A 26160-nucleotide genomic window follows, 5' to 3' on the forward strand; every position below is an offset into this window, starting at 1 on the left:
TTTCAGCTGCGGACTAAATAATCACACCTCATGGCTGAGGTGTGATGGCAGAGATTGATAATAACTATGGCGGTTAATGTTGTCCGACCGAAGCCCGATGTACTTGCGAGTTGCTTGCTTCCACAATAGGCTCCACTTTACCCATCAGGAACAGATAGTTAATGATGCCCAGCACCACCAGTGCCGCTGAGAAAACCAGCGCAAAAGTGAAGGAGCCGGTGGCGGCGACAATCGCGCCAGTCACGATTGGCCCAATGGCGCCGCCGAGGTTGGAGACGGTGTTCTGCAAGCCGGCGACAATGGATACGCTGTTTTTCGGCGCGACATCCCCCGGCAGTGCCCATACCTGTGAGGCGGCCACCGTGGTGCCGGATTTCGCTACGCACAACAGGAATACGGTCATAAATACCGAGTCAGTAAAGGGGGCGAAGCCGATACAGAGAGCCATTAGCAGACCAATAGTCAGAAACAGCTTACGGGTGGCGGTAAGCGACAGTCGTCCGCTGTGTACCACACGGTCGGATGCCCAGCCCGCCACCACTTCGATCACCATCCCTGACAGCAGCGGCAGGGCGGCAACCATCCCCATCTTAATGAAATCCATCCCTTTTTCCTGTACCAGATACGTCGGTAACCAGGTGATAAAGAAATAGGAGGTATAGTTGATGGTAAAGAATCCCAGGCACATCGCCCAGATATTGCGGTAACGCAGCAACTTGTACCATTTCATCGGCAAAACGGATTTATCACCATGCTTCTGGATCTGGCCATTGCGAATATGGCTGACTTCCAGCGCACTGATCTTTTTGTGATCTTCCGGGTTTTCTGCATAGATAAAATACCAGGCAATGACCCATAACAGCCCGACAGAACCGATAATCAGGAATGTCAGCCGCCAGTCGAACATGTAGATCATCCAGACAATCAGCGGCATGGCAACGGCGCCGCCAAACTTTGAGGCGCTGTCAAACAGACCGGAAACCGTGGCGCGTTCGCTATCAGGGAACCAGCGCGCGGTGATCCCGGCGTTACTGGGGTAGGCTGCGGCTTCACCCACACCCAGCGCCAGACGCAGTGCCAGCAGCGATTTAAAACCGGTTGCCAGCCCCATCACCGAAGTGGCCACTGACCACCAGGCCACTGCCAGTCCCAGCCCTTTTTTCTGACCGAAACGGTCAGCAAACCAGCCTGCCGGAATTTGCAGTAGTGAGTAAGACCAGAAAAAAGCCGCCATAATAAAACCCATCATTTCCGGATTGAGGCTAAGCTCACTAATTAAATGTGGTGCGGCAGCAGAGAGTACCGTACGGTCAATATAATTAATGGCAATCGCCAGCCACATCAGACCAGCAATCCACCAACGAATCCGGGTTTTACTTCCCATTGCATTCATAATAATAGCCCGATACAGAGTAAGATTAATCGGCTGAATAGCAGTGCTTTCAGCCTGTAATAGTCAGGGGGACAGTTATTCCCCCTTTGCAGGATATATTTACAGGGAGTTCATAATATTTGCCGGTCGCTGTTTTTCGACCACGCACTGAATAATTTGCTGTACACAGCGTTCGCCAATCGCACTGATTGCGCCGTCGGTATAGCCGGCAATATGCGAGGTGGGAATAAAATTATTCAGGCTAAAGAGCGGATGAGTCGTTAACGGTTCATGCTCAAATACATCCGCCGCGGCGCCTGCAATTACATTATCGGTTAGCGCCTGCCAGAGATGGCTTTCATTAACCACGCCACCGCGTGACACGTTGATCAGAAACGCTGATTTTTTCATACGTTTTATCCGCGCGCTGTCAAACAGGTTACGAGTTTCACTGGTCAGTGGAGTATGCAGGGTAATAAAATCGCTCTGCTCAGTCAGTTCATCGAGGCTGACAAACTGGATATGATGCTGGTCGGCAAATGCCTTATCGGGATAATAATCGAATGCCAGTACGCGCATATTGAAACCTTTGGCGCGCAATGCGACCTGTTTCCCAATATTGCCCAGACCAATAATCCCCAGCGTTTTACCGTAAACATCGGTAGCGAAGATACGCGGCCAGTGACCCGCACGGGTTTCATTTGCGGCCTGGTTCAGCTGACGCGCACTGTTCAGGATCAGCGCGAAGGCGAAATCCGCTACCGCATGCTTATTGGCATCCGGCACGTTGGTGACGTAGATCCCCCGCTCACGTGTCGCTGCCAGATCGATATTATCGACGCCGACACCATGCTTGCAGACAATCTTCAGTTTTGGTGCCAGGTCCAGCAGCGCAGCATTGACCTCGGTAAAGGCGACAATCATCGCCACGGTATCCGCCAGATGTGCTGCCAGTGCCGACAGTGGCGCATCTGCGGGCAGCATAATCAGTTCAAAGCCCTGGTCTTTCAGCGTAGCGATGGGGGTATCATCGTATTTGGCGAAAGAAGGCGAGGTGCAGATTACTTTCATCATTCGTTTCCTGGTATTGGTATGAAGCGGCGCCGCAACGCCGCAAGATGATTTATTGCAGGTATTGATTCACGATCTGACGAATACGTTGTTCGTCTTCAGCGCTGAACTGCACCGCATAGCGGCTTTCGCCGACGTCGTGGCCCATCAGCGCCAGCGCTTTCTTCACGGCTGCCGGAGAGAAGGCGACGCTATACAGATCGGTCCGCAGGCCGGTAACACTCTCCTGCGCCTTGCGTGACGCCTCGATATCGCCGGCGTTAAAGTGCGCCCAGATAGCGTTAATTTCGTCTGGCGCGACGTTGGCCAGCCCGGAAATACAGGCGGAGCAACCATCGACAAAACCCTGGTGAATCAGCGAGTCCGGACCATTCAGCACGTTAAAGTTTTCGATACCTTTGACCGCCTGCAGGAAACCACTCAGACTTTCATAGCTGCCCGCGCTATCTTTAATCCCGATGATATTCGGGTGTGCCGCCAGCGTGCGTACCGTATCCGGTTGCAGGGTATTACCGGTGCGTGCCGGAATGTTGTAGAGAAATACCGGTACCTCAACGGCATCCGCCACCGCGCGATAGTGCGCGATCAATTCATGCTGTTTCAGCGGCACAAAGTACGGGGTAATGACTGATACTGCATCGACGCCCAGCTTTGCCACCTGTTTACCCAGACGAATAGTTTCGCGGGTCGAGATTTCGCCGATATGGGCGACAACATTGGCGCTGCCCGCCACTTCATCGACGCAGGTTTCCGTCACGGCCAGCTTCTCCTGCTCGTTCAGCACAAAGAATTCGCCGTTCGTGCCGCCGCAAAAGATACCGTTGCCGGCTTTCAGCTGGCGGCGAATCTGCTGGCGCATGGCGCTGGCGTTATAAGCACCGTCGCGATCGAAGGCGGTGACGATGGCGGTTAATACGCCGTCAATTTTCTTGCTCATCTTATCCTCGTAATCCATTAGTGATTGAGTGTCGGAAACAGCGTCATATAAATATCGCGCACCTCATTGGCGCTGACCGCTGCCGGAACGTTTTTCATCAGGCGCTGCACATCGAGCGCGGCCTCCACCAGGTAGGGCAGGTGGTCGGCATTAATCCCCAGTTCATCAAGGCTGGCTGGCAGCTTCAGGCGTTTTACCAGCGCGGCGAAGTAGTCGACCAGCGCATGCGATTTCGCCTCTTCCGTCAGCGCGTGGTCGGAAGAGGGCAGCAGATCGTAAACCTGGGCAAACTTGCCGACCGCTGCCGGGCGCACAAAGCGCATGCAGGGGGCCAGCAGAATGGCATTCGCTACGCCATGGGGAATATGGTATTTGCCGCCCAGGGGATAGGACATGGCGTGTACCAGGTGGGTACCGGCATGGGCAATGGCCGCGCCGCCATAATAAGAGGCCCACAACATCTCGAGGCGGGCGCTGAGGTTAGCCGGTTCGGCAACGGTAGTTTCCAGGCTGGCAAACAGCTTTTTCATGCCGATCAGCGCGTAGTTATCACTTACCGGGTTCGACACGGTGGCGGTAAAGCATTCAATCAGGTGACAAAGAGCGTCAATACCGGTGGAAGAGGCAATATGCGCCGGCATGCTGGTGGTCAGCTCCGGTATCAGCGCGACAAAATCGGGCAGCATCACCGGCGAGATAATCCCGACTTTGGTCTGTTTCTCCGGGATCGCCAGAATGGCGTTAGGGGTGGCTTCGGAGCCGGTACCGGCGGTGGTCGGGATCAATAGCGTGGTGGTGCGCGTTTGCGGCTTCTCGCCTGCCAGCAGCGCCTCCAGCGTTGGGGCCTGTTCTACGCTCAGCACCGACAGCAACTTGGCGACATCCAGCACACTGCCGCCGCCAATCCCGATCACCATATCAATACCCTGCGTTTCCAGCGGCGCCAGTATGGCGGCGACATCGTGCTGGCTTGGCTCTGGCGGCACGTTGTCGACCATTTTCAGGCTGCGGACATGGGACTTCACCTGCGCAATCAGCTGTTGTACTGCCGGGATCGCCACAATATTTTTATCCGTGACCAGCAATACGCTCTGCTTATCCTGCAACAGATAGCTAATGTCATTAAGCGCCTGATAACCGCTGATAAGGGTGCTGTTGATATTCATTATTTCTGCCTTTTCTCCTGACGACCGCTTGCGCAGACCGCTGGTGATTGTAATTCGTCATTTCAACGCGACGTTTGTCACATCTGCTGGCTAATTTTATAAGATATATTGATTTTGATTAATTTGATCTTGCTCACATATAATCAATCATGATTGAATATAATCATTATCGGGTTGTGTGGCATGATGACTGACGCAATCTTTCAACCCTGATGGAGAATAAATGACGCAGTGGAAAACCCCGGTATGGGTGATTGCCGATGATTTTACTGGTGCTAATGACGCCGGTAGCGGACTGGCCCGGGCCGGTGCGCGAGTGAGTGTCCTGTTTAACAGTGCCACGGCAATCAATAGTGCTGAGACGGATGTCTGGGTGATCAGTACGGACAGCCGGGCGCTGAGCGCGGAGCAGGCCGCTGAACGTACCCGTCAGGCGATGAGTGCAGGCGTTGAGATGGTGCGGCAGGGTTGGATTTTCAAAAAAATCGACTCCACTCTGCGCGGTAATCCCGGCGCTGAGATTGAAGCGGCGCTGCTGACCAGCGGCCGGCAGCTGGCGCTGGTGGTGCCGGCGGTGCCACGGCTGGGGCGCACCACGCGCAATGGTTGCTGCCTGATTAATGGTCATCGGTTAACCGAAACCGAATTTGCCAGCGATCCGAAAACCCCGGTGACTGATTCCAGCGTGCTGGCGCGCTTGCAGGCGCAGAGTCAGCTGCCCGGCGCGGTGCTGGCGCTTGATACGGTGCGTTCTGGCGCGTTAGTGGCGTGCCTGCAACAGCATCTGCGCCAGGGAACACGCTTGCTGGTGGCCGATGCAGAATCAGATGACGATATCCGGCGCCTGATGCTGGCGGCGGCGCAGCTGGCGGAAAAACCGTTACTGGCCGGTGCCGCCGGATTAAGCGATGCGCTGGGCGCCTTACTGGCCGACCGCACATCCTCCCCTCTGCTGGCGGTGATTGGTTCGATGAGTGATATCGCCCGTCAGCAGATTGCGCGTATCGACGCCCGGCATCGCCTGACGCTGGTGGATGTCGATATCACTCAACTGTTTCAGCACCCCCGCTGGCCGCAGCGTAATCAGTGGCTGCAGCAGGCCGTGACGGCGCTACGGCAGGGAGAGCACTGCGTGATCCGCACCTGTCAGCAGCCCGAACAGCGCCATGCTATCGCGGCCCTGTGCCAGCAACATCAGATTTCACGTCAGCAATTAGGTGAACAAATTTGTCAGTTGCTCGGCGACCTGACCGCGGCGATTTTGCCGCAGGCAGAGCCAGCCGCGCTCTATCTTTCCGGCGGTGATGTGGCGCTGGCTGTCGCCCGGCGGCTGGGCGCCAGCGGATTTCAGATTAATGGTCAGGTGGCGGGCTGTGTGCCGTACGGCCACCTGCTTAATACCTATCAACACATGCTGGTGATGACCAAAGCCGGTGGTTTTGGCGATGAAAACACCTTGCTGGAAGTTATTCGTTTTATTGAGGAGAAGTCGAGTGAGTAAAATTATTGCGGTTACTATGGGCGACCCGGCAGGTATTGGCCCGGAAATTATTATCAAATCCCTGGCTGAAGGGGAGCTTTCCGGCGCCCCGGCGGTAGTGGTGGGATGTGCCGCCACGCTGCGCCGGATAATGAGTCTGAATATTACGCCGCAAGTGGAATTACGGGTGCTGGACAAGGTGTCCGATGCGCGCTTTGCTCCCGGCATTATTAATATTATCGACGAGCCGCTGGCAGATCCGCAGGTATTAAAGCCCGGCCTGGTTCAGGCGGCGGCCGGCGATCTGGCCTATCGCTGCGTGAAGCGTGCAACAGAACTGGCGATGGCGGGCGAGGTGCATGCTATCGCTACTGCGCCGCTGAATAAGGAAGCGTTGCACTTGGCCGGGCATATTTATCCGGGCCATACCGAACTGCTGGCGAAACTCACCAACAGCAAAGATTACGCCATGGTGCTGTATACCGAGCGGTTGAAAGTGATTCATGTCACCACCCATATTGCGCTGCGCAAGTTCCTCGATACCCTTGGCCGCGAACGGGTGGAAACGGTGATTGGCATGGCGGATACCTTTATGAAGCGCGTCGGCTTTCCTCATGCGCGTATTGCGGTCGCCGGGGTTAATCCGCACGCCGGGGAGAATGGTCTGTTTGGCGAGGAAGAGATCACCATTGTCGGCCCCGCCGTGGAGGCGATGCAGGCAAAAGGCATTAATGTGTATGGTCCGTGCCCGCCGGATACGGTCTATCTGCAGTGTTACGAAGGGATGTATGACATGGTGGTGGCGATGTATCACGATCAGGGGCATATTCCGCTGAAGCTATTAGGCTTCTATGACGGCGTTAATATTACCGCCGGACTGCCGTTTATCCGTACTTCGGCTGACCATGGTACGGCGTTTGATATTGCCTGGACAGGTAAAGCGAAGTCTGAGAGCATGGCGATTTCCATCCAACTCGCGATGCAACTGGCATAAGGAAATATGAAGGGACAAAGCCGCCTCGATCAGATTATGGATTATCTGAAAAGTCATAATCTGGTCACTGTTGAACAACTGGTCGCCGCGATTTCCGCGTCGCCAGCCACTATTCGCCGCGATCTGATTAAGCTTGATCAGGAGGGGGTAATCAGCCGCAGCCATGGTGGCGTCACGCTGAATCGCTTTATCCCGGCGCAGCCGACCACGCTGGAGAAATCACAGCGCAATCTGGCCGAGAAGCAGGCGATAGCGCAGCAGGCGGCGAGCCTGGTAAAGGCCGGTGATGCGGTGGTACTGGATGCCGGTACCACTATGCTGGAACTGGCGCGTCAGCTGACGCATCTGCCGCTGCGGGTGATTACCGCCGATCTGCATATTGCGCTGTTTCTGTCAGAATTTAAGCAGATTGAAGTGACGATTATTGGCGGTCGTATTGATGACTCCAGTCAGTCCTGTATTGGCGATCATGGCCGGCGTTTTCTGCGTACCATCTATCCGGATGTCGCTTTTGTTAGCTGTAACTCATGGAGTCTGGAGAAAGGCATTACTACCCCGACCGAAGAGAAAGCCGGACTGAAGCAGGATTTACTGGTGAATGCGCGCCGCCGCGTATTGCTGGCTGACAGCAGTAAGTATGGCTCCTGGTCACTGTTTTGCGTTTCGCCGCTGCAGGGTCTGACTGATATTATCACCGATAAGCATCTGGAAGCAGACGCGCGCGCCGCGCTGGGTGGGCAGGCGTTTCAGCTGACGCTGACGGTCTGAAATGCCGTCATTATGGCCGCTGCAGGGCGATATCGCGGAAACGGGGGGAGCCATTGCTGGCTCCCGTTCTGCGGCCGTTACAGCGTTTTTAATCCCACGGCAGGAATATTGCGACCGTAGTAAATTTCACGCATCTCTTTCCACAGCAAATCGGTGATACGTTTATGCTCTTGCGGGCTTAACTCTTCCGGTTTGGTGTTAAACAAGTAGTGCTTTAAGTCGAACTCTTTCAGCAGCATCTTGGTATGGAAGATATTCTCCTGATAGACATTCACATCCATCATGTCGTACATCGACTTCATATCGTCAGACATAAAATTCTGAACTGAGTTAATCGCATGATCAATAAAGTGTTTTACCCCGTTAATATCGCGGGTAAAGCCACGTACGCGATAGTCGATGGTAACGATGTCCGATTCCAGTTGATGAATTAAATAATTCAGCGCTTTTAGCGGAGAGATGACGCCGCAGGTGGAGACCTCAATATCGGCGCGGAAGGTACACAGTCCACCCTCCGGGTGACTTTCCGGGTAGGTATGGACGCAGATATGACTCTTATCCAGATGGGCAACTACCGAATTAGGCAGTGGGCCAGGATGTTCAGAGTTATCGATATCACGCGGGTCAATCGGCTCTTCGCTTACCAGAATGGTGACGCTGGCCCCTTGTGGTTCATAGTCCTGACGAGCGATATTCAGCACATTAGCGCCAATAATCGAGCAGGTTTCGCTCAGGATTTCAGTCAGTCGATTGGCGTTGTATTGCTCATCAATGTAGGCAATGTATCCGTCGCGCTCGGCAGCGGTATTTGCATAGCAAATATCATAGATACAAAAACTCAGGCTCTTTGTCAGGTTGTTGAAGCCATGTAGTTTCAGCTTTTGCAATTTAGTTCACCCCCTTATAAATGCCCGGTCAGCTTGCGTCTGACAGTGCATTCAGCAGATATTGCGGCAGGGCAAAGCTGCCAGTGTGGATTGCCGGATTATAGTAACGGCAGGTTAAGCCTGCTGCAGCAAAACGCGCTTGCAGGGTTGCGCTATCAATCTGGCGCAAAGCCGGATTATCGCTCGCCCAGGCGAAGGTCATGATACCGCCGTAGTAGGTCGGGATCGCTGCCTGGTAAAAGCTGACGTCGCTAAAGTAATGGCCCAGTTTGCGGTGACTGTTAATGGCTTCATCCTGCTGCAGGAAGCAAACGCCATTCTGCGCGACAAAGATGCCATTCTGATTAAGGCTGCGATGGCATCCAGCGTAAAATTCGGACGTAAACAGACTTTCCCCAGGACCGATAGGATCGGTACAGTCGGAAATAATGACGTCAAATTTCTCACTGCATTGATTGACGAAGTTAACTCCGTCATCAATCACCAGTGTGAAGCGCGGATCCTGATAGGCTCCGGCACTGTGGTTCGGCAGATACTGCTGACAAAAGCTGACCACGCCGGCGTCAATTTCGACCATCGTGATCTGTTCAATATTCTTATGGCGCCTGACTTCGCGCAGCATGGCGCCGTCGCCACCGCCAATAATCAGCACCTTCTTTGCCGCACCGTGCGCCAGTAACGGCACATGGGTCATCATCTCGTGGTAGATGAACTCGTCGCGCTCGGTGGTTTGTATCACGCCGTCCAGCGCCATAACGCGACCCAGAGCGGCATTTTCGAAGATAATCAGATCCTGATGTTCGGTCTTCTCACGATACAACTCTTTATCGACCGTGAAATACTGTCCGAAACCGGCATGAAGCGTTTCATACCACATTTCATTTTGGGCCATGGGGGAGTCTCCTCAAAATAGCCATGAAAAATGGGCGGCACATCATAGCTAACTCTGACCGTGGTTGCACGGTCAAATGACCAGCAGAGAATCAATCGCGGCGGGTTACTTTACGTAGGCAAGCAGGCTGAGGGAATCACGTGCCAGAGATTTACACTTTTTATCGTTGGTGATGGCGATACCACTCAGATCGCGGTAGCTGTCTTCGCCCAGCGCTTTCATATTGTAGCTGCTGTAATTGGTTAAATCCCAACGGTTTTGCTGGGCAAAAAACATCAATGCCTTGCGGATTTGGGCATCGGGTAAGTCCTGATAGCCACAATCATTTTTCAGATAGACAAAGACTGCGGTCAAATCCGCAAGATCTTCCGCTTCGGATTCGCTTAGCGCGAAGCTGGAACAGGAGAAACCCAGTAGCCCGGTCAGAAACAGAGCCTTGATGCCTTTGTTCATAATTCTTCTCATAAAGTTGCAATATCCTGACGTTAGCACAGTTAGACTCAGTGTTCAGACAATTTTGCCGCTTAACCTGCCTTCAACAATCAATTTCATCAGTTTTTAGCCGTATGATGAATCTGATTGAACTTGACCTTACCGCCAGGTGAAGGTTTAAGCTGCGCGATAACTTTTTACTGTAAAGGATGCGATGATGTTACGCCGCGATTTTCTTAAGCTGAGTGCCGCACTCAGTGCTGCCGGTGTGTTACCACTCTGGAGCCGCTCACTTATGGCTGCGACCCATCCGGTGCTGCCGATCCCTGAGTTGCTGAGTGCCGACCCGCGCGGCGAAGTCACGCTAACCGCCCGCAGTGGTTTCTCACTGTGGAACGGCAACAAAGTGCCAAGCTGGGGCTATAACGGCGATCTGCTTGGTCCGGCTTTGTTGCTGGAGCGCGGTAAACCCATCAGTGTCAATATCGAGAATAAGCTGCCGCGCGCCACAACGCTGCACTGGCACGGTCTGGAAGTGCCGGGCGCGGTGGATGGCGGTCCACAGGCGCGTATCGAGCCAGGCCAGCGCCGTACGGTGAGTTTTACTCCCGATCAACCGGCGGCTACCTGCTGGTTTCACCCCCATCAGCATGGCGAAACCGGCTATCAGGTGGCGCAAGGGCTGGCGGGACTGGTGATCCTGCAGGATAGCGACAGCGAAAAGTTAATGCTGCCAAAACAGTGGGGGGTGGACGATATTCCACTGATTTTGCAGGACAAACAGCTGAGCGCGGATGGCAGTAAAATCGATTATCAGCTGGATGTTCTCAGTGCGGCGGTGGGCTGGTTTGGCAATCTGATGTTAACGAATGGCGTGCAGTATCCGCAGCATGCGGCGCCGCGGGGCTGGTTGCGTCTGCGGCTGCTTAATGGGTGTAACGCCCGCTCGCTGCGTATTGCGGCCAGCGATCGGCGCGCGTTGTATGTGATTGCCAGCGACGGCGGTTTACTGGCTGAACCGGTTAAAGTCAGCGAGCTGGAACTGCTGCCGGGCGAGCGTTTTGAAGTGATGGTGGATACCAAAGACGGCAAGCCTTTTGATCTGGTGACACTGCCAGTACAGCAAATGGGCATGGCGCTGAAGCCATTTGATCAGCCCTTACCGCTGCTGAATATATTGCCGCTGATGGTTCAGGCCAGCGGTCAGTTGCCGGATAAACTGGTCGATCTGCCGCCGTTGCCAGCGACGGACGGCATCACTAACCGCTGGCTGCAACTGATGATGGATCCGCAACTCGACCGGCTCGGTATGCAGGCATTAACGCGTAAGTACGGTAATAAAGCGATGGCCGGTATGGCGATGGATGCTCATGACAATATGGATGGCGCCGGCGGTATGGACCATAGCGCGATGCCCGGCAGCGATAATACGGCAGGCGCGGCGGGTTACGATTTCCATCACGGCAATAAGATCAATGGTCTGGCTTTTGATATGAAAAAGCCGATGTTTGCCGCAAAATTAGGCGACTATGAAAAGTGGACCATTTCCGGGGAAGGCGATGCCATGCTGCATCCTTTTCATATTCATGGCGCTCAGTTCCGTATTCTGTCCGAAAACGGTAAACCGCCGGAAGCCCATCGCAGCGGCTGGAAAGATATGGTGCGGGTTGAAGGCTGGCGCAGTGAAGTGCTGGTGCGCTTTAACTATGTCGCCGATGCGCAGCATGCCTATATGGCGCACTGCCATCTGCTGGAGCATGAGGATAGCGGGATGATGCTCGGCTTTACCGTGAGTTAACCCGCTGGTTGCTGCGTGGCGGGCTCCCTGTCCCGCCAGTACCGCTATGCGTTTATTTTGTCTTTACCGATTGATCGATAACATTCAGCACCTGATGCAGGCTGGCGACATCAACCTGACCGGGTGCAGAGGCTTCACCGATCATGCCGAAGGTGAGATCGGAGGCAAACACTTCACCAGACAGGCGTGAAATCGCCCCGGCGCCACCCATTGCCATCGTCAGTAGCGGTTTGCGCGAATATTTCTCGCGGACCTGATCGGACGCTGAGAGCAATGTCAGCACATCCGCCGCTGAATGCGGCATAACGGCGATTTTCAGGATATCGGCGCCCAGCGCATCCTGCTGGCGTAAGCGGGCGATAATTTCCGCGCCGGAGGGGGTTTTCTGAAAGTCATGGCTCGACATTATCACTTTAATCCCGGCCTGATGCGCGGCCGCCACCAGCTGATGGACCACGGCGGCGTTACGGAACATCTCCACATCCAGCAGATCGATAAAGTGACCTTTAATCAGCGCCAGATATAATTTGCCGTAATCTGCATCGGCGATGGCTTTTGCGCCGCCTTCTGCTTTGGTGCGAAAGGTCAGGAGCAGTGGTTTACCCTGTGCCGCCTGCGCCACTTGCTGGCCCAGCGCCGTAACCGCTACCGGGTCAGTGGCAAAATTCAGATAGTCGATGCGGTACTCAATCAGGTCGGCGTCCGGGTTATTACCTATCACTTTGGCCTGGGCCAGCACCGTATCGGCACTATTGCCGGTAGTGGGAACGATAATTTTCGGCATTCCCTCGCCAATAACGGTATTACGAATCGTGATGGGTTGTGCATGGCGTGCCGCCACTACCGCTGCAGGCGCGCTGGTTGCTGCCGCCTGTGCCGCAGAAATACCGCAGGTCATTAACAGGGTGGCAGTTAACAAAGCGTGTGTTGTGTTCATTTTCTTTCTCTCTGATACCCGGCGGACGCGTTCAGCGCCACCGGGAGGCGGGATGGATAAATTTAGTGGGTTGCGGCAGGCAGACTCAGTGGTGATGTTGCCCAGTCACTATTGGTTGCGGTCGCGGTAACATTGGCAACCTTCAGGTCGGCAGACAGCGTCTGCTGATAATGAAAGCTGGCTTTGCCGCTGGCATTTAACGGCACCATCTGATAGCCAAGGAAGTGTTCCGCTTCATTTTCGTCAGCGCGGCTGTTAGAGAAAAACTCGATTCTGTACAGCGTATTAGCCACGCCTGATACCTGGCCGTCGACGCTGAGCTGGTCGTTATGCCGGCTGACTTTACCCAGTGTCGGGGCGGTCTGGCCTTCGTTGCCGGCAGGCTCGCAACCGGCAGACTGACCATCAATGGCGCAGATTTTCTCCAGTTTACTGGTGTCATTACTGATACCGCCGCCACGATTACCAATAAAGTCGGCGTGTTCCAGTCCCGGCACATTAAATACAATCGCCCCGGCCTGATTTGGCAGGCAATCACCACCGGCAAAGCAGCGCTGAATATCTTTGCCGTTATCGATCATGATATTTTCAGTAATGCGGTTGTTGGATGGCCCGGTGATGCGATTAATACCAAAACTACCATTTTTACCTGGTTCACCCTGTGGACGAACCGAAACGGCGACCCGGTTGCCGATCATCGTATTGCCATCAACGATATTGCCGCTGCCGCTTATGGTGACGCCAGACGACAGGTTGCTAAAGGTATTGGCGGCAATATAGTTTCGGTTACCCCAGTTCAGCTGTACGCCATCGGAGTAATTTTCAAAATGGTTACGAATAATTTCGTTATCATTACCCCATAGCAACTCTATCCCCTGGGAGGGTTCTTTATTACTTTTATCAGTAGTAATAAAGTTATCCGCTATCAGATTAAATGATGCGCCACGGGTGGCTTCCATCGCATCACCATTGTTGATAAAAGTATTACGGATAATTTTATTTCTTTGCGTGGTGGTAGTGGTTGAATTACCTTTACCATCATCGCCGGTTAACATAATACCGGCCCCGCCATGGTTGCCGACAATGCGGTTATCCTCCAGCACATTATCGCTGGCGCGGTTAATCAATACCCCGACACAAAAGTTTTTAATCTCCAGACCCTGTAATGTCACATGATCGGTATCGCGTAACACCAGACCCGGTAAGCTGGTGGTTCGCACATTGGCGCCATACTGGCCGGCTACGGCGCCCGGACAGGCTTGCGGGTCAACCGGTGTGATATAGCCTGAACCGTCGATGGCAACATAATTATTGTCTTTATGCCAGTCGGTGTTAATGATTTCTACCGGCCCCCTGATGGGGGGTAATGGCTGTGTTAGCTTAATAACAAAGGGTTTTTTACCGATAGCATGTAGCTCAATACGGTAATGACCCGCTTGCTGATTGTTTTTTTCCACTGCCCAGCGCAACGTTCCCTGACTACCATCATCCGCATAAGAGGTGACCGGTAAAACCTGCCGGGGTTGCTCACCGTTTTCCGCCGCCTGAAGAGCAGGAGGCAGCAGACAGGAAAGCAGTATGACCAAAGTTATTTTGTTCACTTTAATACCACCTTGATTTTTCTTACCATAATTCAAGGCAAAGGCGCCCCTGGTGCCATTTGACCTTTCAGATATATACAGCTGATATTTCAGGCTGCAGCATCCCATTTTTATCTGAAGTATTGTTGAAGTAATTATTCTGTTTTTTATTTTTGAAAACGTGGTTAATGTACTGCGATTGCCTGTAAAAATAATGATTCAGGTCAATAAAATAGCACTGAATAATATAATAAATTTTGTATTTAATATTATTTTTCACACACAAAAACCCCCACTGCGATTATTATCGCAGCGGAGGAAAATATAAATATAATCTAAGTTTAATTACATATCCAAGCTATCAGGGTAATTAATGATGAATTAATTTATCCTGCCATTAATATATGCTGGTGCTGCCGATTAAAAAATACTACTCCATAACGAAGATATCGGCATTGCTAATACTAAAGCTGGCAACATATTGGCGACCGGGAAGATCTTGATACCACAGATACGGAAACCAGTGGCAAACATCAGCACGCCGCCCACTGCGGAAAAGTCCGCCTGCATTGCCGGTGTCGTCAGCGGCAGGATAAATATGGCGCCATAGGCCAGCAGTAACTGAATAATCAGTTGGGGCAGCGCGACAATCGCCACCGCGAAACCGAGGGTGGTGGCAAAGATAGCCGCAGTAAATAGATCGAGGAAAGACTTGGCAATCAGGATACTGTAATCACCGGTCATACCCTCGTGCATGGAACCAAAGATCCCGGTGCCACTGGCGCAAAACAGCACAATAATCGCCACATAGCTCTGTAAAAATTGCGCCTGTGACTCTTCGCTGCCCGGTTCTGAACGCACCAGCAATTCAACCAGCCCGCGCGCTTTACCGCCCAGCTTACCGATGCCTTTTTCGAGATAGACTAACTCTCCCAGTAACGCCCCGAGGATCACCGACAGCACCATCACCGGCATATGGGAAACTTTATTCACCAGGATGATCCCCATACACATTGAGGCGGCGCCAAAAATCAGCGGCATCGAGGTGCGGATGCGTTCGGGCAGTTTGTTACTCAGTAGTGCCCCGACAATACCGCCAATCAGTACGGCAGCGCCATTAATATACGGTCCAATAATCACGACTCTTCACTCCCACTCAATAAGGCCACGGTCTCACCCCAGCGCGGTAGTTCCGCGCAATCAATACCAAACAGACTCAGCGCCCGTGCCACGCTGTGGGAGATGATCTCCCCGACACTTTGTGGCCGGGCATACAGCGCCGGTACCGGCGGGAATATAATCGCACCACATTCAGTCACTTGCTGCATATTTCGCAGATGACCGGCATGTAATGGCGTTTCCCGCACCATCAATACCAGCCGTCTGCGCTCTTTCAGTACCACATCTGCCGCCCGGGTCAGCAGATTATCGGTTACGCCATTGGCGATGGCAGCCAGGGAGTGCATGGAGCAGGGCGCGACCAGCATGCCGCTGGTCTGAAATGACCCACTGGAAATTGCCGCGCCGACCGCACGGATAGGATGCACCACATCCGCCAGCGCCATCACGTCTTCCGCACTCAGACTGGTTTCATGTTCCCGGTTCAGATGAGCTGCTGGCGAAATCACCAGATGGCTTTCCACCCCCGCCTGACGTAAGAAACGCAGTGCCTGGACACCATAAGAGAAACCCGAGGCTCCGCTGATGCCGACAATCAGACGCGATTTTTTTAGCGAATTTTCCGACCCTGACATACCCTCTCCTGCTTACTTGTTAAAACCGGGAATAAAGCGATTTACATCGACTTCAAGGAACTGGCTGCGCTGGAAATTCGCTTTCATACTGTAGGGGACGGTACAGTCGAAAATGGTTTTACAGGCAATACCATGGCCGCGAATCGAGGGGCTGAAGGCCGGATCCGATGACGGATCAAGTGGATGGCAACGCAGACCCGGGATAAAGGTGGTGCTGACATCTCCCTGATACCGGGTGGTCATCGCCCACATCACGTCGCTGAGATCAAAAATATCAACGTCTTCATCTACCAGCATCACATGCTTCAGTTCCGAGAACGCCGAGAAGGCCAGCAATGCCGCCTGGCCCTGGCGGCCTTCGTCCTGCGCGGTGCGTTTTTTCACCTGCAGCACGGCGAGGTATTTACCGGTACCCGGAGACGGACAATGCACATTCTGGACAAAACCCGGTAATGCGCGTTCTACCATTTGCAGAATGCTGGCTTCGGTAGGAATACCCGCCATATTGGTATGTTCGTCGCTCGGGCCGATACAGGTTTGCAGAATAGGGTGGCGGCGGTGGGTGATCGCTTTGACTTTAATCACCGGCACCTGTGCCTGTGCGCTACCGGTATAGCCAGGGAATTCCGGCATCGCCTTACCGCTATTGGTGTTCTGATCTTCGCGTACCCGGTAATTTGGCAGTAATTCACCTTCAATCACCACTTCGGCATTCGCAATACCGCGTGCTTTTACGCTGATGCAATCCACCAGTTCGACAGCCTGACCGCGTAAGCTACCGGCAATAGAGAGCTCATCAAAACCCAGTGGCGTGGTTGGCGGTTCAAAGCAGGCGCCAATTTCAATCGCCGGGTCTACGCCAATACTGATAGAGATTGGCAGCGGTTTACCCGCGGCTTCGGCTTTCTGGCGGAACACATCAAGGTGACGGCCCGGCACAAAGTACATGGAAATTTCATCCTTACTTTGTACGCACAGGCGGTGAATGGTCACATCGTGTTCACCGGTTTCCGGATCGGCGGCATAACACATACCAAGGGTAAAGTAGGGACCGGCATCTTCCGGGGTATTGGTTGGCGCGGGCAGCAGGCGCAGAATATCAAAATCAGCATCGGTCGCCAGATGAACCACTTCCTGACACCGCGCGTTTTCACGCGGGATAACGATCGGCGCGATTGGCGTATTAACCGAGTCTTTCAGCATAAATGCCAGATTTTCCGGCGTGGTGCCAAACAGGCGCGCCACGCGCTGACGGGATGACAGCAGCCCAATCAGCACGCGCATATCATCATAACCTTTGATTTTATTGAAAATCATCGCCGGCCCCTGCCGGGTTGGACGTTGCACGGTGCCGTTGGCGCCGACATAACGATAGACGCCCGAGAGTTCGGCGATCGGGTCGACCGGTTCATCGGTGTAAATTAACTCATCATCATATTGGCTCAGCACTGCCAGCGCGGAACGCAGGTCCGTCACTTTCGGCGGAGCATCATGTTTTTTCGTTTCAGACATACAAATGAACCTCAAAATCATCTTATCGGCAAAGCATCAGCATCTCCCGCCACTGACGCTATCGAGGCAACAACGCGCTGGAATTTGTCGGTTACAGCCAGTCTCGGCGTTGCTGTCTCTGCAGTCTCAGCAAGTCAGTGATTTAAGTCCAATAATAAATACCGGATTTTTAATAAGGGATTTTTATAAGTTTTTGTCACATAATGGCGCGGCGCAGCGGCAAAAACCGGCGCTATAACCCGGCTGATGGATTGATACGGAGACATTATGGATCACCGACAACTGCACTCTTTTCAGGTGCTGGCGGAAGAGTTGCATTTTGGCCGAGCCGCCAGCCGGCTGAATATCGCCCAGCCGGCGCTAAGCCAGCATATAAAGGCACTGGAGCAGGAACTGGGGCTGATGCTGTTTCTGCGCAACCGGCGCAATGTGGCACTGACCCACGAAGGTTCACAGCTACTGGCTGATGCGCGGCTGGCGGTTAGCCATTATGAGAAGATTCGTGAAACTGCCCGCAGTCTGTGCCGCGGTTTTAAAGGTCAGCTCAGGATGGGATATGTCGGATCGTCGATTATCGATCCGGTGCTGGCGATGTTAATCAGTGGTTATCGAAAAAAAAATCCCCATGTCGATATTGCCATTGAGGAACATGATGTTAACCAGCAATTAACCTTGTTGCTCAATGATCAACTGGATATTGCCCTGATCCGTACCCCGGTTCCCCATCAGCAGCAGCTGGAATATATGAAGGTGACGACACGTCCGCTGATCGCGGTGTTGCCGCATCACCATCCGTTACTGCATAAGCAGCGGATTGCTTTATCCGATCTGGCAAACGACGCTTTCCTGATTCAAAAAGATCCGCCCGGCGTCGGCCTGGGGTGGTCAACGCTCTCGGCCTGCCTGCGTGCCGGTTTTACGCCACAAAAGATTCAGTTTACCCGCGATGTCTCGGTCGCCATTGGCCTGGTGGCTATTGGTATGGGGGTGACGCTGGCGCCGGAAACGCAGCTTTCACTGATGATACCGGAGGTGGGGTATTGCCATCTGGACGATCCGCTGGCGACCACGACGCTGGCGCTCAGCTGGCAGAGCCATTTGCATAATAGTTCGGTACGCGATTTTATTGATTATGCCCGGGAATTGCTGTGCTGATGATAAAAACGTGCTAATTATCTGACCGCGCCTGAAATCCTTTTTCATCCGGTTTTGCACCACGTGTCAGCAATAAAGGGTTTCCGTCGGCGGTTATTCTTAAAGTAGTGAATCGCCGGCTGATTGAGTGTTTGTTTATGGTAAGGATTATTAATCTGCTCTAGCATGGCCCCGCCAGTATGGAATTGTTTATCGCAATACAGGATTACTATTATTGGTTAAACAATGCCAATAGTTGTCGGATAAATAAATTGAGAGGGATATCGATGATGAAAAAAATGCTTCCAACCTTGTTGCTTGCGCTGGGTTTTGCCAGCTCGGGCGCCGCCAGCGCAGCAACGGTCGATATGTGGCGTGAGCCGCAGCCGGTGGTAAAGGAGGGGAAATATTACAGTCTGATTGTTGATCGTGGCGAATTGCAGAAAGCGGTCAGAAATAGCAGGAATGAATATATTTTTTCGGAAAAAGGCGCGGGAGTTAAACCGCTGGTATTAATTGGCACCCCGGTGGAGATCAGCACATTTCTTCTGCAGCATGAAACGCGTGGTATTGAGAATCAGATCGCTGAGTTGCCGGATATTTATATGGGCATCACGAAATATGTCCCGAGGAAACGCTTTATTGGTCTATTTCCGCTGAGTGATTTGCTGATTACAACAGTGGAGCAGGCGCAGAAATTTCTGCCGTTCGGCACTATTATTACTGATGCCGCTGGTATGCCGGGCGATCTGAAAAGCCTGCATGATGCGCTGGAGAAATTGCAGGAAACCGAAAAGGGCAGTGGTCAAATTCTGTATGTGAAATTCAGTTATCTGCCGGAGGATGGGATGACCAAAATTGGCAGTAAAACTATCAGTTTTGGCAAGATACTGAAAATTATGCAGAATAAAGCCTGATTTTAGCATTCTGACCGGTAATATCCCGTTGGCGGCCGATGATAGCTACCGCCAACGGAGCGTGCCTGATTCAGGCGAGTTCCAGCGCCAGACGCAAATCCTCAATTAAATCGTCTTTATCCTCGATACCTATCGATAAACGAATGGTTGATGCCCGGATACCAATGCGATCGCGCACCTCAACCGGTACGCCGGAATGGGTGGTGCTGGCAGGGTGACTGGCAAGTGATTCCGTGCCGCCAAGGCTGACCGCCAGCTTAAACAGCTGCAGCGCGTTGAGAAAACGGAAAGACGATGCCTGCCCACCGCGTAAATCGAAAGAGAAGGTTGAACCCGCGCCACTGCACTGCCTGCTAAAGGTTTGCCCGGCAGCGGATTGCGCATCAAGAAACGACAGATAGTGAATATTTTCCACTTTGGCATGGTCGCGCAGAAATTCTGCCACCGCCTGTGCATTACTGTTCGCCCGCTCCATGCGTAGCGATAGTGTCTCCAGCGAGCGGCCAATCATCCAGCATGAGTGGGGATCAAGCTGGGTGCCAATGGCGCCGCGCAGCGACTTAATCTGACCGACTAATGCCTTGCTGCCGAGTACCGCGCCGGCAATCAGGTCCGAGTGGCCGCCTACGTATTTAGTTAATGAGTAAATAGAGAGATCGGCGCCATGTTCCAGTGGCCGCTGGAACACCGGCCCCAGCAGGGTGTTATCACAGGCGATGATTGGGCGATGCCCCTGTCGTTGCGCAATAACATCGGCGACGCGACTTATCATCGCCACATCCACCAGGCTGTTGGTGGGATTGGCCGGTGACTCAATCAGGATCACCGCGATACGTCCCTGTTGCAGAGCGGCATCGGCGGCGGCCTGCACCGATGCCTGATTAACACCGTCATCAAAACCCTGGGTGGCGACACCGAGGTTGCGGAAGGTTTTGCTCAGCAGGGTTTCCGTGCCGCCATACAACGGCTGAGAATGCAGAATCGCATCCCCCGGTTTGACCAGCGCCAGCAGAGTGGTAGAGATCGCTGACATGCCCGAAGAGAACAGCGCGCCACTTTCACAACGTTCATAGATTGCCAGCCGATCCTCAACGATCTCGCTATTGGGGTGATTAAAGCGCGAGTACACCAGCCCTGATGAGCTGCCCGCTGGCGGTTCGCGGCGGCCGGAGACATAGTCGAAGAAATCACGCCCTTCTTCAGCGCTGTTAAATACAAAAGTTGAGGTGAGGAAGACCGGTGGTTTTACCGCCCCTTCAGACAACGCCGGGTCGTAGCCATAGTTGAGCATTTGCGTTTCTGGCCGCAGTTCACGGTTGCCGATATGGGTTTTCTTCGAGTGTGGCGACGTCATGCGATCTCCTGCCATTGCGGCAACTGTTAATACGATATTTTGAGCATACGCTAGCATGCAGGTGATCGTGTCGGTAAATGAATTAACGTTCTATGGTTAAAACCGTTCGCGATATTAAATATTATCTTTGTTATTTTTAGCAGTCTATCCGTCTGGATGGGTTTTTGCCGCCCGCGTGCGATTGAGGTTGCGCAACAGCATGCTTCAACGGCGAAATGTGATAGACTGCGTTGCTTTCCTCCCGCAACCAATCTGAATGCTATGAAACATACCGTAGAAGTGATGATCTCCGAAGCTGAGATCAAATCCCGCATTGCCGAACTCGGCAAACAGATCTCTGAACACTACCGTGACAGCGGCAGCGATATGGTGCTGGTTGGCCTGTTACGCGGTTCGTTTATGTTTATGGCCGATCTGTGCCGCGCTATTGATGTCTCTCACGAAGTCGATTTTATGACTGCCTCCAGCTACGGTAGCGGCATGTCCAGCACCCGTGATGTGAAGATCCTGAAAGACCTCGATGAAGATATCCGCGGTAAAGATGTGCTGATTGTCGAAGATATTATCGATTCTGGTAATACCCTTAGCAAAGTGCGTGAAATTCTTAGCCTGCGGGCACCGAAGTCACTGGCGATCTGTACGCTGCTGGATAAGCCGGAGCGTCGCGAAGTGGCGGTGAATGTGGAATATGTTGGTTTTTCCATTCCCGACGAGTTTGTGGTCGGCTATGGCATCGACTATGCCCAGCACTATCGCCATCTGCCGTATGTCGGCAAAGTCGTGATCCTCGAAGAGTAATTCCTACAGCACAATCGACCAAGGCCGAACTCACCGGCCTGTTATATCCTTGCGGCACTGTTGAGACGGGCGGCATGCATGCCGCCCCGGGATTAGCGGTGACTGTCGGGGCTGGTTAGCAGATTGGACATACCGTGGCGGTAACGTTGCTCGAGGATTTCACGATTGGTGGCGCTGACTTCAAGATCGCGCAGGCAACCGTCGTGGATACCATATACCCAGCCATGAATAGTCACTTTCTGGCCGCGCTTCCATGCAGATTGCATGATCGTCGAGTGTCCCAGGTTGTAGACCTGCTCAATCACATTGATTTCGCACAATTTATCAAAGCGTTTTTCTGGCGGCAGTTCACCCAGCAATGAGCTATGTTTGTACCACAGGTCGCGGATATGCAGCAGCCAGTTGTTGATCAGCCCCAGTTCCGGGTTTTCAACCGCTGCCTGAACGCCGCCGCAGCCATAGTGGCCGCAGATGATGATGTGTTCGACTTCCAGCACTTCAACCGCGTACTGCACCACAGAAAGACAGTTTAAATCGGTGTGAATCACCAGGTTTGCCACGTTGCGATGCACAAACAGCTCACCGGGTTCAAGACCTGTTAAACGCTCAGCAGGCACGCGGCTGTCAGAACAACCAATCCACAGAAAGCGGGGTTTTTGCGCATCAGCCAGGCGCTCGAAAAAACCAGGATCTTCTTCCACCAGCAATTTGGACCATTCGCGGTTGTTGCTGATGAGGGTATCTATGTCTTTCATGAATATTAACGACCTGTAACAAGTCAAAGAGCGTTGCAGTACTATAGGCCAACGCCACGAAATTTAAAACGGCAAACAAGAAAACCATCCAAAACAGGGTACGCTTTTACCTATGACTTATGCACTGGAACTTGAAAAACTGGCCAAGACTTACCCTGGCGGCGTTCAGGCGCTAAAAGGGATCGATCTGAATGTTGAAGCTGGTGATTTCTATGCGCTGCTCGGCCCCAACGGAGCGGGAAAATCCACTACCATCGGTATTATCAGTTCGCTGGTAAATAAAACATCCGGCAAAGTGCGGGTGTTTGGTTATGACCTGCAGCACGATGTGGTCAATGCCAAACGCCAGCTCGGACTGGTGCCGCAGGAGTTTAATTTCAATCCGTTTGAGACCGTGATGCAGATCGTGGTGAATCAGGCGGGCTATTACGGTGTTGAGAAGCGTGAGGCGATAGCCCGTGCGGAAAAATACCTGAAGCAGCTTGATCTGTGGGAGAAACGTAGCGAACGTGCGCGCATGCTCTCTGGCGGGATGAAGCGTCGTCTGATGATTGCCCGGGCGTTGATGCATGAGCCGAAACTGCTGATCCTCGATGAACCGACGGCAGGCGTTGATATTGAGCTGCGTCGTTCGATGTGGGTGTTTCTGAAAGATCTTAATGCCAAGGGCACCACCATTATTCTGACCACCCACTATCTGGAAGAGGCTGAGATGCTGTGCCGCAATATCGGCATTATTCAGAGTGGCGAACTGGTGGAAAACACCTCGATGAAGGGGCTGCTTGCCAAACTGAAATCTGAGACCTTTATTCTCGATCTGGCGGCAAAAAGCCCGTTGCCAAAGCTTGAAGGTTTCCAGTATCGCCTGGTGGATACCTCGACGCTGGAAGTGGAGGTGATGCGTGAGCAGGGGCTTAATAGCGTGTTCAGTCAGCTTAGCGCGCAGGGTATTCAGGTGCTGAGTATGCGCAATAAAGCGAACCGGCTGGAAGAGCTGTTCGTGGGACTGACGCAGAAGAAAGGAGTGAAGGCATGACACATTTATACTGGATAGCGCTAAAGAGTATCTGGGAAAAAGAGATCCACCGCTTTGCGCGTATCTGGGTTCAGACGCTGTTGCCGCCAGTGATCACCATGACGCTCTATTTTATCATTTTCGGTAATCTGATTGGTTCCCGCATTGGCGATATGCATGGTTTCAGCTATATGCAGTTTATCGTACCGGGTCTGATTATGATGGCGGTGATCACTAATGCCTACGCCAATGTCTCTTCGTCGTTTTTTAGCGCGAAGTTCCAGCGCAATATTGAAGAGCTGCTGGTTGCGCCGGTGCCGACCCATATTATTATTGCCGGTTATGTTGGCGGCGGCGTGGCGCGCGGTATTTGCGTCGGGGTGCTGGTCACGGCCATTTCACTGTTTTTTGTGCCGTTTCATGTGCACTCCTGGGGGATGGTGGCGATTACGCTGTTGCTGACGGCGATTCTGTTTTCACTGGCCGGGCTGTTAAATGCGGTGTTTGCCCGGACTTTTGACGATATCAGCCTGATTCCGACCTTTGTACTGACGCCACTGACCTATCTTGGCGGCGTGTTCTACTCACTGACGCTGTTGCCGCCGTTCTGGCAGGTGGTGTCGAAGCTTAACCCCATCGTGTATATGATCAGCGGATTCCGCTATGGCTTCCTCGGTATCAATGACGTACCACTGGTATTTACGCTGGCGGTGCAGATTGCCTTTATTGTGGTGTTTTATGCGCTGGTATGGTCACTGATTCAACGTGGACGTGGCCTGCGGACGTAGGCGAGTAGAATCCCCCTCCCCATTTATCCGGGGAGGGAGAAACATTCTTAAATTATCTATACCGAAATTGCCATCAATAGCCATAATATATGTGGTTTGTTGATTGTCATAGTCGTCAAACACGCTATTTCCTGAACACATTACCGTCCAATTTAGATGGTTTTTGTAAAGGTCTTTTCTGAGGGTGAAAAATCGATACCTAATCTTATCGCTTGTTTAGCATTAGATACACCCAGTTTTTTAACTGCATTACCCATATGAAACTTTATTGTGCTAATTGTTACATCAAGAATAATTGATATCTCTGGGTAAGTTTTCCCCATGCTGGCCCAGTACAAAACTTCATTCTCTCTTGCTGAGAGAAGCTCTTTATTATTGTCATATTTACTACTGAGGTTATCGTTTTCTTCGTTATAACGATTGAGTAATTTGGTGTGTGTGTCGATAAGTAGCATCTGTAATTTTTCTCTGTTACCGACGAGATAATTTGTGAGCTCATTTTTGTTAGCGTCATCAATCAGGATGGTCAGGGTAACCAGATTGTTTTTGGCATCATGAACCACCAGAGTATAACCATTAACAATATTATGCTTTTTAGCAATATCAAAAACCTTTTTTAACTTAACTCCATTTTTAATTAAAAGTTCTTCACTCCAGATAAAAGGTGAAATATTATTTAGTGCCGTAATGGTGACGGGGTCAATATATTGATAAGAGTTTTTAATATATATATCAGCCCACTGGTCTGGATAATTTGATAAGCCGAAAAAATCACTGGGGTTGTTTTTCTTCATAATTACGTATGCGTAACGTAAATCACCAAATTTTAGAAGTTCTTTACTTAACCATGATTTAATATCATTGTTTATTATTTCGTTATTGAAATATATACTTGGCAAAGTATGCTCCTTAGCGAAAATTATAACGCCGCATAATTATTTTTGCGTATTGAAAGGGGGGCGAATGTCTCAACAAGACAAAAAGTTAAGATGATATTACCATTAGAGATGATAAGTTAGTAGCTTCAGGATTTGTCATACCCCATCGTGTATATGATCAGCGGATTCCGTTATGGCTTCCTCGGTATCAATGACCTGCCGCTGATTTGCACCCGCCATGATGACGGTATGTACGCCGCCCGCGCCAATGATTTGCACCGGCCGTGATGACGGTGTTTATGTTACGGGAGCCATAAATGGCTCCCCTACAATATTTCAGATATTCCCTGTAGGGGCGGCATTTATGCCGCCGCGCCAATGATTTGCACCGGCCGTGATAACGGTGTTTATGTTACGGGAGCCATAAATGGCTCCCCTACAATATTTCAGATATTCCCTGTAGGGGCGGCATTTATGCCGCCCGTGCCGCTGATTTGCACCGGCCGTGATAACGGTGTTTATGTTACGGGAGCCATAAATGGCTCCCCTACAATATTTCAGATATTCCCTGTAGGGGCGGCATTTATGTACAACCGCCACATGGGTTACAGATCTGACCGGCCACATGGGTAACACATTTAGGTCGGGTCGATCCGGATGATACTCTGCTCAACTCTGTCGTAGTAAGCAAGTATCATCCGGTCGAACAGGATCGCGTCCAGTCCGTCATCCACCTCCAGAACCCTTACGTACTCCCCCTGTAGCGCTTCGCTCAGGAACAGCCCTCCACCGATTTTTATCGCCCCCTTCGGTGACACCAGACAGAGCGCTGAGCTTTCCGGATACTCCACATCCGGCACTTTTCCGTCCCAGATTCGTAATGAAGGGACCCATACCGATGAGGGCGGTTGCCCGCCATGCGCCTCATGTGGCCTCTCATG

General features: G+C 52.3%; 25 protein-coding genes and 2 pseudogenes. 10 read left to right on the forward strand and 17 right to left on the reverse strand.

The window, feature by feature from the left end; translation table 11 throughout:
- Positions 1-73 precede the first annotated feature (73 nt).
- The 4 genes from JWF83_RS11320 to JWF83_RS11335 all read right to left on the reverse strand — a co-directional run bounded on the left by JWF83_RS11320 (position 74) and on the right by JWF83_RS11335 (position 4546).
- Positions 74-1393 carry an MFS transporter gene (locus JWF83_RS11320; RefSeq protein WP_413650303.1) on the reverse strand — a complete coding sequence of 440 codons (1320 nt, stop codon included), beginning with the start codon at positions 1391-1393 and terminating at the stop codon, positions 74-76.
- Positions 1394-1492: 99 nt separating this feature from the next.
- Positions 1493-2443, reverse strand: coding sequence for a phosphoglycerate dehydrogenase (locus JWF83_RS11325; RefSeq protein ID WP_413650341.1), 951 nt, complete (start codon positions 2441-2443; stop codon positions 1493-1495).
- Between the two features lie 52 nt (positions 2444-2495).
- Positions 2496-3380 carry a dihydrodipicolinate synthase family protein gene (locus JWF83_RS11330; RefSeq protein WP_413650304.1) on the reverse strand — a complete coding sequence of 295 codons (885 nt, stop codon included), beginning with the start codon at positions 3378-3380 and terminating at the stop codon, positions 2496-2498.
- Between the two features lie 17 nt (positions 3381-3397).
- A complete protein-coding gene (locus JWF83_RS11335) occupies positions 3398-4546 on the reverse strand; it encodes an iron-containing alcohol dehydrogenase (protein WP_413650305.1) in 1149 nt (382 codons plus the stop codon).
- 223 nt (positions 4547-4769) lie between these two features.
- Here JWF83_RS11335 and dtnK point away from each other — a divergent pair, with 223 nt between their 5' ends.
- The 3 genes from dtnK to JWF83_RS11350 are packed head-to-tail and all read left to right on the forward strand — an operon-like array spanning position 4770 to position 7788.
- A complete protein-coding gene (gene dtnK, locus JWF83_RS11340) occupies positions 4770-6047 on the forward strand; it encodes a D-threonate kinase (protein ID WP_413650306.1) in 1278 nt (425 codons plus the stop codon).
- Complete coding sequence (locus tag JWF83_RS11345) at positions 6040-7020, forward strand: D-threonate 4-phosphate dehydrogenase (RefSeq protein ID WP_413650307.1); 981 nt, start codon at positions 6040-6042, stop codon at positions 7018-7020. The genes dtnK and JWF83_RS11345 overlap by 8 nt, the downstream gene beginning before the upstream one ends.
- Positions 7021-7026: 6 nt before the next feature.
- Entirely contained in the window at positions 7027-7788 is a 762-nt protein-coding gene (locus JWF83_RS11350) for a DeoR/GlpR family DNA-binding transcription regulator (RefSeq protein WP_413650308.1), read from the forward strand.
- A 77-nt stretch (positions 7789-7865) separates the two neighbouring features.
- On the opposite strand, the gene speD is transcribed toward JWF83_RS11350, so the two are convergent.
- The 3 genes from speD to JWF83_RS11365 all read right to left on the reverse strand — a co-directional run bounded on the left by speD (position 7866) and on the right by JWF83_RS11365 (position 10020).
- The gene (gene speD / locus JWF83_RS11355; RefSeq protein WP_413650309.1) at positions 7866-8675 is read right to left on the reverse strand and encodes an adenosylmethionine decarboxylase; all 810 of its coding nucleotides are present in this window, start codon (positions 8673-8675) and stop codon (positions 7866-7868) included.
- A 28-nt stretch (positions 8676-8703) separates the two neighbouring features.
- Positions 8704-9567: a polyamine aminopropyltransferase gene (speE, locus tag JWF83_RS11360; protein WP_413650310.1), complete on the reverse strand. Its 864-nt coding sequence runs from the start codon at positions 9565-9567 to the stop codon at positions 8704-8706.
- Between the two features lie 105 nt (positions 9568-9672).
- The gene (locus tag JWF83_RS11365) at positions 9673-10020 is read right to left on the reverse strand and encodes a YacC family pilotin-like protein (RefSeq protein WP_413650342.1); all 348 of its coding nucleotides are present in this window, start codon (positions 10018-10020) and stop codon (positions 9673-9675) included.
- A gap of 196 nt (positions 10021-10216) precedes the next feature.
- Here JWF83_RS11365 and cueO point away from each other — a divergent pair, with 196 nt between their 5' ends.
- Complete coding sequence (gene cueO / locus JWF83_RS11370; protein ID WP_413650343.1) at positions 10217-11797, forward strand: multicopper oxidase CueO; 1581 nt, start codon at positions 10217-10219, stop codon at positions 11795-11797.
- A gap of 52 nt (positions 11798-11849) precedes the next feature.
- Here the strand turns inward: cueO and aroD are convergent, their stop codons facing one another.
- From aroD to JWF83_RS11395, 5 genes are all read right to left on the reverse strand, one after another.
- Positions 11850-12734 (reverse strand): type I 3-dehydroquinate dehydratase, encoded by an 885-nt coding sequence (gene aroD, locus JWF83_RS11375; protein ID WP_413650311.1) that lies wholly within the window; start codon positions 12732-12734, stop codon positions 11850-11852.
- A gap of 62 nt (positions 12735-12796) precedes the next feature.
- Positions 12797-14335 carry a nitrous oxide reductase family maturation protein NosD gene (locus JWF83_RS11380; RefSeq protein WP_413650312.1) on the reverse strand — a complete coding sequence of 513 codons (1539 nt, stop codon included), beginning with the start codon at positions 14333-14335 and terminating at the stop codon, positions 12797-12799.
- A 399-nt stretch (positions 14336-14734) separates the two neighbouring features.
- The gene (locus JWF83_RS11385; protein WP_413650313.1) at positions 14735-15454 is read right to left on the reverse strand and encodes a DUF554 domain-containing protein; all 720 of its coding nucleotides are present in this window, start codon (positions 15452-15454) and stop codon (positions 14735-14737) included.
- Entirely contained in the window at positions 15451-16068 is a 618-nt protein-coding gene (locus tag JWF83_RS11390; RefSeq protein ID WP_413650314.1) for a UbiX family flavin prenyltransferase, read from the reverse strand. The genes JWF83_RS11385 and JWF83_RS11390 overlap by 4 nt, the downstream gene beginning before the upstream one ends.
- Positions 16069-16080: 12 nt before the next feature.
- Entirely contained in the window at positions 16081-17580 is a 1500-nt protein-coding gene (locus JWF83_RS11395) for a UbiD family decarboxylase (RefSeq protein ID WP_413650315.1), read from the reverse strand.
- A 267-nt stretch (positions 17581-17847) separates the two neighbouring features.
- On the opposite strand from JWF83_RS11395, the gene JWF83_RS11400 reads away from it, so the two are divergent.
- Positions 17848-18735 (forward strand): LysR substrate-binding domain-containing protein, encoded by an 888-nt coding sequence (locus JWF83_RS11400; protein WP_413650316.1) that lies wholly within the window; start codon positions 17848-17850, stop codon positions 18733-18735.
- A gap of 269 nt (positions 18736-19004) precedes the next feature.
- Entirely contained in the window at positions 19005-19631 is a 627-nt protein-coding gene (locus JWF83_RS11405) for a hypothetical protein (protein ID WP_413650344.1), read from the forward strand.
- Between the two features lie 70 nt (positions 19632-19701).
- Here the strand turns inward: JWF83_RS11405 and JWF83_RS11410 are convergent, their stop codons facing one another.
- Positions 19702-20985 (reverse strand): cystathionine gamma-synthase family protein, encoded by a 1284-nt coding sequence (locus JWF83_RS11410; RefSeq protein WP_413650317.1) that lies wholly within the window; start codon positions 20983-20985, stop codon positions 19702-19704.
- A 261-nt stretch (positions 20986-21246) separates the two neighbouring features.
- Between JWF83_RS11410 and hpt the strand changes: the two genes are divergently transcribed.
- Positions 21247-21783, forward strand: a complete 537-nt coding sequence (gene hpt / locus JWF83_RS11415; protein ID WP_413650318.1) for a hypoxanthine phosphoribosyltransferase — start codon at positions 21247-21249, stop codon at positions 21781-21783.
- A 92-nt stretch (positions 21784-21875) separates the two neighbouring features.
- Here the strand turns inward: hpt and can are convergent, their stop codons facing one another.
- On the reverse strand, positions 21876-22538 hold the full coding sequence (can, locus tag JWF83_RS11420) for a carbonate dehydratase (RefSeq protein ID WP_413650319.1): 663 nt from the start codon (positions 22536-22538) through the stop codon (positions 21876-21878).
- A gap of 112 nt (positions 22539-22650) precedes the next feature.
- Here can and JWF83_RS11425 point away from each other — a divergent pair, with 112 nt between their 5' ends.
- Together JWF83_RS11425 and JWF83_RS11430 are read left to right on the forward strand one after the other, a co-directional pair.
- On the forward strand, positions 22651-23574 hold the full coding sequence (locus JWF83_RS11425) for an ABC transporter ATP-binding protein (RefSeq protein ID WP_413650320.1): 924 nt from the start codon (positions 22651-22653) through the stop codon (positions 23572-23574).
- Entirely contained in the window at positions 23571-24341 is a 771-nt protein-coding gene (locus JWF83_RS11430; RefSeq protein ID WP_413650321.1) for an ABC transporter permease, read from the forward strand. The genes JWF83_RS11425 and JWF83_RS11430 overlap by 4 nt, the downstream gene beginning before the upstream one ends.
- Here JWF83_RS11430 and JWF83_RS11435 read toward each other — a convergent pair.
- Together JWF83_RS11435 and JWF83_RS11440 are read right to left on the reverse strand one after the other, a co-directional pair.
- Positions 24306-24482, reverse strand: a complete 177-nt coding sequence (locus JWF83_RS11435; RefSeq protein ID WP_413650322.1) for a hypothetical protein — start codon at positions 24480-24482, stop codon at positions 24306-24308. The genes JWF83_RS11430 and JWF83_RS11435 overlap by 36 nt on opposite strands.
- Before the next feature lie 11 nt (positions 24483-24493).
- Positions 24494-25240: a LuxR family transcriptional regulator gene (locus tag JWF83_RS11440; RefSeq protein WP_413650323.1), complete on the reverse strand. Its 747-nt coding sequence runs from the start codon at positions 25238-25240 to the stop codon at positions 24494-24496.
- 126 nt (positions 25241-25366) lie between these two features.
- Here JWF83_RS11440 and JWF83_RS11445 point away from each other — a divergent pair.
- Positions 25367-25453 (forward strand): annotated as a pseudogene (locus tag JWF83_RS11445) (ABC transporter permease); the annotation flags it as partial.
- Positions 25454-25857: 404 nt separating this feature from the next.
- Here JWF83_RS11445 and JWF83_RS11450 read toward each other — a convergent pair.
- Positions 25858-26160 (reverse strand): annotated as a pseudogene (locus JWF83_RS11450) (transposase); the annotation flags it as partial.

Source organism: Pantoea sp. B65 (assembly GCF_047308185.1).
GTDB lineage: Bacteria > Pseudomonadota > Gammaproteobacteria > Enterobacterales > Enterobacteriaceae > Erwinia.